This window comes from Methylibium sp. (genome assembly GCF_013817345.1).
In the GTDB taxonomy this organism is placed as follows: domain Bacteria; phylum Pseudomonadota; class Gammaproteobacteria; order Burkholderiales; family Burkholderiaceae_C; genus Methylibium.
The window spans coordinates 1-12362 of the sequence record NZ_JACDCW010000111.1 but is presented as its reverse complement, the minus strand read 5'-3'; the positions used below and the strand labels follow the sequence as shown (position 1 = coordinate 12362).

At 66.9% G+C, this 12362-nt stretch carries 13 protein-coding genes; 12 read left to right on the top strand and 1 reads right to left on the bottom strand.

The annotated features are described in order from the left end of the window. From H0W40_RS16865 to H0W40_RS16830, 8 genes are all read left to right on the top strand, one after another. On the top strand, positions 1 to 591 hold a 591-nt coding region (locus H0W40_RS16865; protein WP_292448513.1), incomplete at its 5' end, for an NADH-quinone oxidoreductase subunit J. After that, positions 588 to 896 (top strand): NADH-quinone oxidoreductase subunit NuoK, encoded by a 309-nt coding sequence (gene nuoK / locus H0W40_RS16860; RefSeq protein WP_292448511.1) that lies wholly within the window; start codon positions 588 to 590, stop codon positions 894 to 896. The genes H0W40_RS16865 and nuoK, both read left to right, overlap by 4 nt. A gap of 39 nt (positions 897 to 935) precedes the next feature. Next, complete coding sequence (gene nuoL, locus H0W40_RS16855) at positions 936 to 2981, top strand: NADH-quinone oxidoreductase subunit L (RefSeq protein ID WP_292448509.1); 2046 nt, start codon at positions 936 to 938, stop codon at positions 2979 to 2981. 1 nt (position 2982) lies between these two features. Next, the gene (locus H0W40_RS16850; RefSeq protein ID WP_292448506.1) at positions 2983 to 4458 is read left to right on the top strand and encodes an NADH-quinone oxidoreductase subunit M; all 1476 of its coding nucleotides are present in this window, start codon (positions 2983 to 2985) and stop codon (positions 4456 to 4458) included. A gap of 13 nt (positions 4459 to 4471) precedes the next feature. Then, complete coding sequence (gene nuoN, locus H0W40_RS16845) at positions 4472 to 5956, top strand: NADH-quinone oxidoreductase subunit NuoN (RefSeq protein ID WP_292448504.1); 1485 nt, start codon at positions 4472 to 4474, stop codon at positions 5954 to 5956. 13 nt (positions 5957 to 5969) lie between these two features. Then, the gene (locus tag H0W40_RS16840) at positions 5970 to 6272 is read left to right on the top strand and encodes a DUF2818 family protein (RefSeq protein ID WP_292448503.1); all 303 of its coding nucleotides are present in this window, start codon (positions 5970 to 5972) and stop codon (positions 6270 to 6272) included. A 10-nt stretch (positions 6273 to 6282) separates the two neighbouring features. Beyond that, entirely contained in the window at positions 6283 to 6897 is a 615-nt protein-coding gene (locus tag H0W40_RS16835) for an NUDIX hydrolase (protein WP_292448502.1), read from the top strand. A gap of 13 nt (positions 6898 to 6910) precedes the next feature. Beyond that, entirely contained in the window at positions 6911 to 7354 is a 444-nt protein-coding gene (locus tag H0W40_RS16830) for a DUF1178 family protein (RefSeq protein ID WP_292448501.1), read from the top strand. A 16-nt stretch (positions 7355 to 7370) separates the two neighbouring features. Here H0W40_RS16830 and H0W40_RS16825 read toward each other — a convergent pair whose 3' ends face one another. After that, entirely contained in the window at positions 7371 to 8813 is a 1443-nt protein-coding gene (locus H0W40_RS16825; protein WP_292448498.1) for an MFS transporter, read from the bottom strand. 114 nt (positions 8814 to 8927) lie between these two features. On the opposite strand from H0W40_RS16825, the gene H0W40_RS16820 reads away from it, so the two are divergent. From H0W40_RS16820 to H0W40_RS16805, 4 genes are all read left to right on the top strand, one after another. Next, positions 8928 to 9095: a hypothetical protein gene (locus H0W40_RS16820; RefSeq protein WP_292448497.1), complete on the top strand. Its 168-nt coding sequence runs from the start codon at positions 8928 to 8930 to the stop codon at positions 9093 to 9095. 215 nt (positions 9096 to 9310) lie between these two features. Continuing rightward, a complete protein-coding gene (locus tag H0W40_RS16815) occupies positions 9311 to 11017 on the top strand; it encodes an NAD(P)/FAD-dependent oxidoreductase (protein WP_292448494.1) in 1707 nt (568 codons plus the stop codon). Positions 11018 to 11065: 48 nt separating this feature from the next. Then, on the top strand, positions 11066 to 11728 hold the full coding sequence (locus H0W40_RS16810) for a pyridoxamine 5'-phosphate oxidase family protein (RefSeq protein WP_292448491.1): 663 nt from the start codon (positions 11066 to 11068) through the stop codon (positions 11726 to 11728). A gap of 35 nt (positions 11729 to 11763) precedes the next feature. After that, the gene (locus H0W40_RS16805; RefSeq protein ID WP_292448489.1) at positions 11764 to 12159 is read left to right on the top strand and encodes a hypothetical protein; all 396 of its coding nucleotides are present in this window, start codon (positions 11764 to 11766) and stop codon (positions 12157 to 12159) included. Positions 12160 to 12362: the final 203 nt, after the last annotated feature.

Sequence of the window (12362 nt, the reverse complement as noted above, 5' to 3'; positions counted from 1 at the left end):
GCGTTCCGCGTGATCACCGCGCGCAGCACGGTCTATGCGGCGCTGTATCTGGTGCTGGCCTTCTTCACTGCCGCGTGCGTGTGGATGCTGCTGCAGGCGGAGTTCCTGGCGATCGCGCTGGTGCTGGTCTATGTGGGTGCGGTGATGGTGCTGTTCCTGTTCGTCGTGATGATGCTCGACGCCAACGTCTCGCAACTGCGCGACGGCTTCTGGAAGCATTTCCCGCTGGCCGCGGGCATCGGCGTGGTCATCGCGCTGGAGATGGCTTTCGTGCTGATGAGCGGCTTTCGGCTCGCCGACGCACCGCAGCCCGATGCCGCGGCGCTGGAACTGGGCAACTCCAAGCTGCTCGGCATCGAGATGTACACCGCCTACCTTTACCCCCTGCAGATTGCCGCGGTGCTGCTCCTGGTCGCCATCATCGCGGCGATCGCGCTGACGATGAGAAAGCGCAAGGACAACCGGCAGATCGATGCCGCCACGCAGATCCGTGCGCAAAAGGCCGACCGGGTGCGGCTGGTCAAGATGAAGCCCGAGATGCCACCACCACCTCCGCCACCTGAACCGGCAGGGACGGGGGGGAAGGCATGAGCGTCACGCTAGGACACTACCTCTCGCTCGGCGCAATGCTGTTCGCGCTGTCGGTGATCGGCATCTTCCTCAACCGCAAGAACCTGATCGTGCTGCTGATGGCGATCGAGCTCATGCTGCTCGCCGTCAACCTCAATTTCGTCGCCTTCTCGTACTACCTGGGCGACATGGCCGGGCAGGTTTTTGTGTTCTTCATCCTCACGGTGGCCGCCGCCGAATCGGCGATCGGTCTGGCCATTCTGGTGGTGCTGTTTCGCAACCGATCGACCATCAACGTCGACGAGCTCGACACGCTCAAGGGCTGACCCGCAACGCCGGGCCCCGGCCCGGCGCAGAGAACAACAATGGCAACAGAGCTTTCACAATCGATGCTGGTCGCCGTGCCGCTAGCGCCACTGGTGGGTGCGGTCGGAGCCGGTCTGTTCGGCAAGACCATCGGGCGGCGCGGCGCGCACACGCTCACCATCCTGGGCGTGTTCATCGCCTTCGTCATTTCCGCGATGGTGCTCAGGGCCGTGGCGGTGGACGGCGCACGTTTCGACGCCACCGTCTACGAATGGCTGGTGATCGGCGGCCTGAAGATGGAAATCGGCTTCCTCATCGACGGCCTGTCCGCGATGATGATGGTGGTGGTGACCTTCGTGTCGCTGATGGTGCACATCTACACCATAGGCTACATGGAAGACGATCCCGGCTACCAGCGCTTCTTCGCCTACATCTCCCTCTTCACCTTCTCGATGTTGATGCTCGTGATGAGCAACAACATGCTGCAGCTGTTTTTCGGCTGGGAGGCGGTGGGTCTCGTGTCGTACCTGCTGATCGGCTTCTGGTACACCAAGCCGACGGCGATCTTCGCGAACATGAAGGCCTTCCTGGTCAACCGGGTCGGCGACTTCGGCTTCATTCTCGGCATCGGCTTGCTGCTGGCCTACGGCGGCACGTTGAACTATGGCGAGCTGTTCGCGCAGGCGCCCGAGCTCGCCGCCATCGGCTTCGCCAACCCGTTCGGCGGGGAAGAATGGCTGCTCATCACCGTGGCCTGCATCTGCCTGTTCATCGGCGCCATGGGCAAGAGCGCGCAGGTGCCGCTGCACACCTGGCTGCCCGATTCGATGGAAGGCCCGACGCCGATATCGGCGCTGATCCACGCGGCCACCATGGTCACGGCCGGCATCTTCATGGTGGCGCGCATGTCGCCGCTGTTCGAGCAGTCGGACACCGCGCTGTCCTTCGTGCTCGTGATCGGCGCGACCACGGCCTTGTTCATGGGGTTTTTGGGCATCATCCAGAACGACATCAAGCGCGTGGTCGCGTACTCCACGCTCTCGCAGCTCGGCTACATGACCGTGGCGCTCGGCGTCTCGGCGTACTCGGTCGCGGTCTTTCACCTGATGACGCACGCCTTCTTCAAGGCGCTGCTGTTCCTGGCCGCCGGCTCCGTGATCATCGGCATGCACCACGACCAGGACATCCGCAACATGGGTGGCCTGCGCAAGTACATGCCCATCACCTGGATCACCGCGCTGCTCGGTTCGCTGGCGCTGATCGGCACGCCGCTGTTCGCGGGCTTCTACAGCAAGGACAGCATCATCATCGCGACCGGTGCCAGCGAGCTCTGGGGCTCGAGCTATGCCTACTTCGCCGTGCTGGCGGGCGTGTTCGTCACGGCTTTCTATTCCTTTCGCATGTACTTCCTGGTCTTCCACGGCCCGGAGCGTTTCCGCCACAAGCCCTTTCCCGGCGAGCACGACGCGCATGCCGAACACGACCACGACGACGAACACGCGCACGAGCCGCACGAGTCGCCCTGGGTGGTGACTGCACCGCTGCTGCTGCTGGCCGTGCCCTCGGTGGTGATCGGCTTCATGACCATCGGGCCGATGCTGCACGGCGACTTCTTCGAGGACTCGATCTTCGTCGACGCCGCCCGCCACCCGGCCATGACGGCGCTCGGCGAACAGTTCCACGGCGCGGCGGCGATGGCGCTGCACGGCCTGGTGACCGCGCCGTTCTGGCTGGCGCTGGCCGGCGTCGTGCTCGCCTATGTCTTCTACCTGGTCAAACCCGGCATCCCGGCGGCGATCCATGCGCGCACCGGTTTCCTTTACCGCCTTCTCGACAACAAGTACTACATGGACTGGATCAACGAGAGGCTGCTCGCCCCCGCCACGCGTGGCCTGGGCCGCGGCCTGTGGAAGGGCGGCGACGAGGCGGTGATCGACGGCGTGTTCGTCAACGGCTCGGCGCGCATGGTCGGCCTGACCGCCGGGCTGGCACGCCGGCTGCAGAGCGGCTACCTGTACTGGTACGCGCTGGTCATGATCGTGGGCGTGATCGGTCTGATGACCTGGATGCAGTGGCCGTATTTCATGGCCCTGCTGGGCCGCTGAGATGGGTCTGCTCTCGCTCGCCATCTGGCTGCCGATCGTCTTCGGCGCGCTCCTTCTCGCTTTCGGCCGCGACGAGCACGCGGGCATGGTGCGCTGGATCGCGCTGATCGGCGCCGTGCTCGGCTTCGTGGTCACGCTGCCGCTCGTCACCGGCTTCGACACCGCCACGGCGGCCATGCAGTTCACCGAAAACGTCGCCTGGATCGCGCGCTTCAACGTGCGCTACCACCTCGGCGTGGACGGCCTCTCGGTGTGGTTCGTGCTGCTCACCGCCTTCATCACCGTGATCGTCGTGATCTCGGCGTGGGAGGTGATCACCGAGCGCGTGCACCAGTACATGGGCGCCTTCCTCATCCTCTCCGGCGTGATGATCGGCGTGTTTTCGGCGCTCGACGGCCTGCTGTTCTACGTGTTCTTCGAGGCCACGCTGATCCCGATGTACATCATCATCGGCGTCTGGGGCGGGCCCCGGCGCGTGTACGCGGCGTTCAAGTTCTTCCTGTACACGCTGCTCGGCTCGCTGCTGATGCTGATCGCGTTGATCTTCCTGTACTACAAGTCGGGCGGCAGCTTCGAGATCCTGGAGTGGCACAAGCTGCCGCTGCCGATGACGGCGCAGACGCTGCTCTTCTTCGCGTTCTTCGCCGCCTTCTCGGTCAAGGTGCCGATGTGGCCGGTGCACACCTGGCTGCCCGACGCCCACGTCGAAGCGCCCACCGGCGGTTCGGTGGTGCTGGCGGCGATCATGCTCAAGCTCGGCGCCTACGGTTTCCTGCGCTTCTCCTTGCCCATCGTGCCCGACGCCAGCCAGGCCTGGGCCGGCTTCGTGATCGCGCTGTCGCTCATCGCGGTGATCTACATCGGCCTGGTCGCGCTGGTGCAGCAGGACATGAAGAAGCTGGTGGCGTATTCGTCGATCGCCCACATGGGCTTCGTCACGCTGGGATTTTTCGTCTTCAACGAGCTCGGCGTCGCCGGCGGCATCGTGCAGATGATCAGCCACGGCTTCGTTTCGGGCGCCATGTTCCTGTGCATCGGCGTGCTCTACGACCGCGTGCACTCGCGCGAGATCGCTTCCTACGGCGGCGTCGTGAACACCATGCCGAAGTTTGCCGCGCTGGCGGTGTTCTTCGCCATGGCCAACATCGGCCTGCCGGGCACGGCCGGCTTCGTGGGTGAGTGGATGGTGATCCTGGGCGCCGTGCAGTTCAATTTCTGGATCGGCCTGCTGGCGGCCACCACGCTGATCTTCGGCGCGGCCTACACGCTGTGGATGGTCAAGCGCGTGTACTTCGGCGCGGTGGCCAACGACGACGTGCGCGGGCTCACCGACATCAATTATCGCGAGTTCCTGATGCTAGGCGTGCTGGCGGTGGCGGTGCTGTGGATGGGCGTTTATCCCAAACCCTTCACCGACGTGATGCAGGTCTCGGTGACCGAGCTGCTGCGGCACGTGGCGATCTCGAAGCTGAACTGACAGAGCCGACCCCATGCTTGAAATGAACTGGCTCGCCGTCTACCCGCAGATCCTTCTGCTCGCGATGACCTGCGTCATCGCGCTCGTGGATCTGTTCTCCACCTCGCCGCAGCGCACCCTGACCTACCGCCTGTCGCTCGTCACGCTGGCCGCCGTGGCGGTCTTGCAGCTCATGTACTTCGAGGGCGGCTTCACGCTCTATGCCATGCAGGGCCTGGTGGTGGCCGACCCGATGGGTCACCTGCTGTCCTTCTTCGCCACCGTGGCGATGTTCGTCACGCTGGTCTATGCCCGGCCGTATGCCGCCGACCGCGACATTCTGAAGGGTGAGCTGTTCACGCTGGCGCTCTTCGCGCTGCTCGGTATCCACGTGATGATTTCGGCGAACAACTTCCTGGTGATCTACCTCGGCCTGGAGCTGATGTCGCTGAGCCTTTATGCCCTGGTGGCGCTGCGCCGCGACCATGCCGTCTCGACCGAAGCGGCGATGAAGTACTTCGTGCTCGGCGCGCTGGCTTCGGGCTTCCTGCTGTACGGCATGTCGATGATGTACGGCGCCACCGGCTCGCTCGACATCCAGGGCGTCTTCGCGGCCATCACCGCGGGCGAGGTGAACGCCCAGGTGCTCGTCTTCGGCCTTGTCTTCATCGTCGCCGGCCTGGGCTTCAAGCTGGGCGTGGTGCCGTTCCACATGTGGGTGCCCGACGTCTATCACGGCGCGCCCACCGCGGTCACGCTGATGATCGCCGGCGCGCCGGAATTCGCGGCGTTCGCGATCTGCATCCGGCTGCTCGTCGAAGGCATGATCGGCCTGGCGATCGACTGGCAGCAGATGCTCATCGTGCTCTCGGTCGGCTCGCTGATCCTGGGCAACGTGGCGGCCATCGCGCAGACCAATCTCAAGCGCATGCTGGCCTACTCGGCCATCGGCCAGCTCGGCTTCATGCTGCTCGGCCTGACGCCCACGGTGATCTCCGGCAACACTTTCTCGGCGGCCAACGGCTACAGCTCGGCCATGTTCTACATCGTCACCTACGTGATGACGACGCTGGCGACCTTCGGCGTGATCATGGTGATGGCGCGGCAGGGCTTCGAGGCCGAGGACATCGACGACCTGAAGGGCCTGAACCAGCGCAGTCCGATGCTGGCGGCCGTCATGGGCCTGTGCATGTTCTCGCTGGCCGGCATTCCGCCAACGGTCGGCTTTTACGCCAAGCTCGCCGTGCTGCAGTCCATCGTCTCGACGGGAGCCACCGGCTACATCGTGCTGGCGGTGGTCGCGGTGCTGCTCTCGCTGGTCGGCGCCTTCTACTATCTGCGCATCGTCAAGACCATGTATTTCGACAAGGCCGAGAGCCACGTGTCTCTGAGCAGCGGCCCGGGCGAGGTGAGGGCACTGCTGGCCTTCAACGGCGCGCTGGTGCTGGGGCTGGGCCTCATGCCGGGCGGGCTGATGACGATGTGTGCCGAGGCGATCCGCCTCGCGCTGGCTGGCTGAGGGCGGCGGGCACATGACATCGTCCACCGCAGTGTGGTTGATGCTGGCGCTGGCGGTGCTGGCAGCGAACCTGCCCTTCGTCAACGAGCGTCTGTTCGTCATCGGGCCAATGCGTGCGCCCAAGAACCTCGGCTGGCGGCTTCTGGAATTGCTGGTCTTCGGCGCCGCTGTGGTCGCCTTCGGCATGTTCCTGGAAGCTCGCATCGGCCAGCGCCATCCGCAAGGCTGGGAGTTCTACGCCATCTTGCTGTGCTTGTTCCTCACGCTCGCTTTCCCCGGCTTCGTGTGGCGTGTGCTGCGTCGTCGGCGCGGATGAGGCTCGCACGATGAGCGCCACCGACCCGCTGAACGACGACGCGCACCTGCGCGAGACGTGCATCGACGAGCGCCAGGTGTTCAAGGGCCGCTTCCTCGACGTGCGCCAGCACCGCGTGCGCCTGCCCGACGGCCGCGAAACCGGCCGCGAGTTCGTCGTCCACCCGGGCGCGGTGATGATCGTGCCGCTGCTCAGCGACGGCCGACTCGTCGTCGAACGCCAGTTCCGCTATCCGCTGCGCCGCGCTTTCGTGGAGTTCCCGGCCGGCAAGCTCGATGCCGGCGAATCGCCGCTGAGCTGTGCGGTTCGCGAACTGGCCGAGGAGACCGGCTACCGCGCCACCGAATGGGCGCGCGCCGGCCTGCTGCACAACGCCATCGCCTACTCCACGGAAGGCATCGAGGTCTGGTTCGCGCGCGGTCTCGTGGCCGGCGAGGCGCAACTCGACGCGGGCGAGTTTCTCGACGTCTTCACCACCACACTCGACGAGCTGGAAGCCATGGCCGAGCGCGGTGAGTTGACCGACGCCAAGACGCTGATCGGCATGCTGTGGATCACGCATTGGCGCGCCGGACGCTGGAAACTGAACTGGCAGCAGGCCCCGCATAGCCCGGTTGACGCATGATGCGCACACGCTCATGAAAGTCCTCGACCTGCTGTGCGATGCCGGCCATGCCTTCGAAGGCTGGTTCGGCTCGGAAGACGACTACAGCGCGCAATGCGAGCGCGGCCTGGTCGAGTGCCCGCTGTGCGCCAGCCGCCTCGTCAGCCGCCTGCCCAGTGCGCCGCGGCTCAACCTGTCGGCCGCCCGCGGGTCGGTCGCGGTCGCGGCACCATCCGCCACGCCCGAGCAGCACAGCGTCGAAGCGCTGTGGCTACGCGCGGTGCGCCACGTGATGGCGCAGACCGAAGACGTCGGTGAACGCTTCCCCGATGAGGCCCGGCGTATCCATTACGGCGAGGTGCCCACCCGCGGCATTCGCGGCCGCGCCAGCGGCGAGCAGGCCCAGGCGCTGCGCGACGAGGGCATCGAGGTGCAATCCGTTGTGCTGCCGGAGGCCTTGAAGGGGACGGTGCAGTAGGGCGGGCGGTGTCGTTCTACTTCGGCGCGCCGCGGCCTTCGCCCATTGCGCCCAGCGGCGGGGCCACGTCTTCCAGCGGCCTGCGTTCTGCATTCACCGCGAAGCGCAGCGCCAACAGGCCCGCTGCAATCACCAGCACGGCGCCGATCGCGTAGCCCACGGCCACGGCGCCGCGGCTGCCGGTCTCTATCAGCATGCCGAACAGCCATGGCGCCGCAAAGCCGCCCGCGCCGGTGCCCACCGCGTAGAACAAGGCGATGGCCAGACCGCGCATCTCGAGCGGGAACACTTCGCTGACCGTGAGGTAAGCCGAACTGGCCGCGGCCGAGGCCAGGAAGAAGACGGCCGACCACGCCAGCGCCTGACTGCGCGCATCCAGCCAGCCCTGCATGAAAGCCCAGCCGGTCAACGCCAGGCCGATGCCCGACGCCACGTAGGTGAAGGCGATCATCCGGCGACGGCCGACGCGGTCGAACAGCGGCCCGAGCAGCAGCGGCCCCAGCACGTTGCCCAGCGCGAACGGAAAGATGTAGAGCGCAACGAGGTGGTCGGCCACGCCGTGAAAGCGCGTGAGCACCAGCGCGTAGGTGAAGAAGATCGCGTTGTAGAAGAACGCCTGCGACACCATCAGCGCCAGGGCCACGCCGCTGCGCTGCGGGTAGCGCTGCAGCAGCACCTGGGCGACTTGCCGCAAGGTGGGCGACGCCTGGGTGCTGAAAGCGACGCGGCCGGTTGCGGCGGGCAGCTTGCCGTGCCGCGCTTCGACTTCGGCCTCGACGGTGGCCATGATGCGTTCGGCCTCGTCGGCCCGGCCGTGGGAGATGAGCCAACGCGGGCTCTCCGGCACGTTGCGCCGCACCAGCACGATGGCAACGGCGAGCAGCGCACCCAGCGCGAAGCCGGCGCGCCAGCCCCACGCGGGACCGAGCACGCGCTCGTCGAGCAGCACGAGGCTCAGGCCCGCCCCAAGTGCGGCGCCGAGCCAGAAGCTGCCGTTGATGGCCAAACTGACGCGGCCGCGCACGCGCGCCGGCACCAGCTCGTCGATGGCGGCGTTGATCGCCGCGTATTCGCCGCCGATGCCCAGGCCGGTGACGAAGCGACACACCGCGAAGAAGGCGAAGCTGGTCGAGAACGCCGTGGCCAGCGTGGCGAGCGCGTAGATCGTCAAGGTGATCAGGAACAGCTTCTTGCGGCCGAGCCGGTCGGTGAGCCGACCGAACAGCAACGCGCCGATCACCGCGCCGCCGATGTAGATCGAACCCGACCCGCCGATCTGCGCCGCAGTGAGCCCCAGCGTGTCGTCGCGCTGCAGCACGCCGCCCAGGGAGCCGACCAGGGTGACCTCCAGCCCGTCGAGCATCCAGGCCACGCCCAGCGCGATGACCACCCGCCAGTGCCAGCGCGACCAGGGCAGGCGGTCGAGGCGGGCGGGGATGTCGCTGTGTAGGGTAGTCATGCGCAACCATAAAGCAGCAAGCCCCGCACGCTCCGGTCGCGCGAACTGCTCACTGAGCGCGGCCGCTTGTGGCCTAATCGCGGGTTGATTTTCCAAACCACATCCGGAGCCATCATGGGCAACAAGATCAAGACCGAAGCCGACCGCCGCGCCACTCCCCGGCCCGTGGCGCCGGCCGGCGTGACCGTCACCACCACCCGCGGCCAGAAGGTCAGCCTCGAGCGCGGCTCGCACACGCGCAGCAAGAAGAACCCCGGCAAGCGGGCCAAGAAGGGCGGCTGAAGCCGCGACCGCGCCGCCGAACGCAGCAGCCGTGGCAAAGCAAGGCACCCTCTAGCCGGAGCGCGGCCGTGCCGCCTTGCCACAGGCCTCTCTGGCGTGGCGGGTAGCGTTGCGAAGCAAGACACGCTCGATTCCGCCCTCGTGGCGTGTCACGTTCGGGTTGAGCTGCGCTCATCGCCTCATCGCTCCGTTCTCGACTGCTGCAAGTTGCCCTGATGCTGCGCATCACCGAACTGCGCCTGCCGCTCGATCACGCTGCTGACGTGCTGCCCGCGGCGATCGCGGCTCGCCTCCGGATCCCGGACGACGAGTTGCTGGGCTTCGAACTTTTCAAGCGCAGCTACGACGCGCGCCGCAAGTCGGCCGTGGTGCTCATCTACACCGTCGACTGCGAGCTGCGCGGCGACGAGGCGGCCGTGCTCCGGCGCTTCGCCGCCGATCCCCATGTGCGGCCCAGCCCCGACACGCGCTACCGCCTGGTCGCGCAGGCGCCCGCCGACTTCGCCGCGCTGCAGCGCCCGCGCCCGCTGGTCGTCGGCTTCGGCCCCTGCGGTCTCTTCGCGGCGCTGATCCTGGCGCAGATGGGCCTGCGCCCGATCGTGCTGGAGCGTGGCAAGGAGGTTCGGCAACGCACCAAGGACACCTGGGGCCTGTGGCGCCAGGGTGTGCTCGATCCGGAGTCGAACGTGCAGTTCGGCGAGGGCGGCGCCGGCACCTTTTCCGACGGCAAGCTGTGGAGCCAGATCAGCGATCCGCGGCACCTCACGCGCAAGGTGCTCGCCGAGTTCGTGAAGGCGGGCGCACCCGAAGAAATCCGTTTCGTCGCCAAGCCGCACATTGGCACCTTCCGGCTGGTGAGCATGATCGAGAAGATGCGCGCCGACATCGAGCGAATGGGCGGCGAGGTGCGTTTCGGGCAGCGCGTGACCGATGTGCTGATCGAGCGCGGCGCCCGCGACAGTGATGCGGATGCCGGGCACATCCGTGGCGTGATCCTCGCCTCGGGGGAGGAGCTGCGCGCCGACCATGTCGTGCTCGCCCTGGGCCACAGCGCGCGCGACAGCTTCGAGATGCTGCACCGGCGCGGCGTGCACATGGAGGCGAAGCCCTTCTCGATCGGCTTTCGCATCGAGCACCCGCAAGGACTCATCGACCGCGCACGTTTCGGCCCGAACGCGGGCCACCCCTTGCTCGGCGCGGCCGACTACAAGCTGGTGCACCATGCGAGCAACGGGCGATCGGTCTACAGCTTTTGCATGTGCCCGGGCGGCACCGTGGTGGCCGCCACTTCCGAGCCGGAGCGCGTAGTGACCAACGGCATGAGTCAGTACTCGCGCAACGAGCGCAACGCCAATGCCGGCATCGTCGTTGCGGTTGCGCCGCAAGACTACCGGCAGGACGGCCTCAGCGAAGGCCCCGTAAGTCCGCTCGACGGCATGGCGTTCCAGCGTTTCTGGGAATCGCGCGCTTACGTGCTGGGCGGGGGCGGCTACCGCGCACCAGGGCAACTCGTCGGCGACTTCATTCAGGGCCGGCGCAGCACCGCCCTGGGCAGCGTGCTGCCGTCCTACCAGCCTGGCGTGCACCTGACCGACCTGGCCGAGCCGGGCCGCGGCAGCCTGCCCGACTATGCGCTGGCCGCCATTCGGGAGGCGTTGCCGGCCTTCGACCAGCAGATCAAGGGCTTCTCGATGACGGACGCCGTGCTCACCGGCGTGGAAACGCGCACCTCCTCGCCGCTGCGCGTCAGCCGCGGCCGCGACTACCAGAGCCTCAACGTGCGCGGCCTGTATCCGGCCGGCGAGGGCGCGGGGTATGCGGGCGGCATCATGTCGGCCGGGGTCGACGGCATCGAGGTGGCCGAGGCCCTGGGCGCGCAACTGCTGGCCGGACTGGGCCCGCGAACGCAAGCCATCCCTTGAGTGCCGGCACATGGCGGCGACTTCGCACCCCTCGAACCGGAGACCTGCATGCCCTTGACCTACGCCGAAGAACACCGCGCTTTGCAAGACCGCTTCGATACACGCCGGCTCGCCGATACCCTGCTGGAGGTGATCGTGCACGACGAGATCACCGACGCCGACCGCGCTTTCATCACCTCGCGCGACATGTTCTGGCTGGCCAGCGTCGACCCGGCCGGCCAGCCGACCGTTTCGTACAAGGGCGGCGCTCCGGGTTTCGTGGCGGTGCTCGACGCGCGCACGCTAGCGTTCCCGTGCTTCGACGGCAACGGCATGTACTACTCGATGGGCAACATGGTCGCCAATCCGCAGATCGGCCTGTTGTTCATGGACTTCGAAACACCGTTCCGGCTGCGCGTTCAGGGCAGCGCCACGCACGACGACGACCCGACGCTGATGGCCCGCTTTCCAGGCGCACAGTTTGTCGTGCGCGTGGCGGTGAGTGCCATCTTTCAGAACTGCCCGCGCTATGTGCACCGGATGAAGAAAGTGGCCGACTCGAGCTATGTGCCGGCGGCCGACGGAACAGCCCCGCTGGCCGGCTGGAAGCGGCTGGACTTCATTCAGCCGAGCCTGCCCGGCTACGACCGGGGCCGCACCGAAGCCGCGGGCGGACCCCTGAGCATCGAAGAGTGGTCGGCCAAGGTGGCGGCGGGCGATCCGCAAGCCTGATCACGGTTTCATTCCGACACCTCCTGGAGCACTCCGTGCGCTACCTGCTTGCCTTGTCGATCCTTCTGAGCGCTGCGCTGGCGCAGGCTCAGGACAGCCACCGCCGCGACTGGCTGCGCAATCCCGCCATGGGCAACTACAAGGCCTATGCCGAGTTCAAGATGGCCCGTTACGCGGCGGCGCGCGAAATCCGGGAAACGCTCGCCGAGGTCGGCAATGGCGACGCCCTGTTCAACCTCGCCATCCTGGCGGAAGACGGGCTCGACGAGCCGCGCGATATGAACAAGGCGGAATCCCTCTGCACCGGTGCGGCGCGGGCCGGCAATTTCAAGGCCCAGTACCGGCTGGGCATGCTCTACAGCGCCGGCGAACTGCTGCCGAGGGACGATGCGAAGGCGCGCATCTACCTCACCATGGCCGCAGGGCGGTGACAAGGACGCCATTGCGCGCCTGGCCACGCTCGACAAGCCGGCGTCCGAACTCACGCCCTTTCAGCAGGCTGAACTGCTGAGCGGCACCGGCCGCCACGGCGAGGCCGCGGGGAACAGAAGTATCCGGCCGCGGTATCAACTCTGACCTCCGGCATGGCTGCGAGCTTGCATTGACTCGTGGGACGCGACCGGTGCGCGGCAGG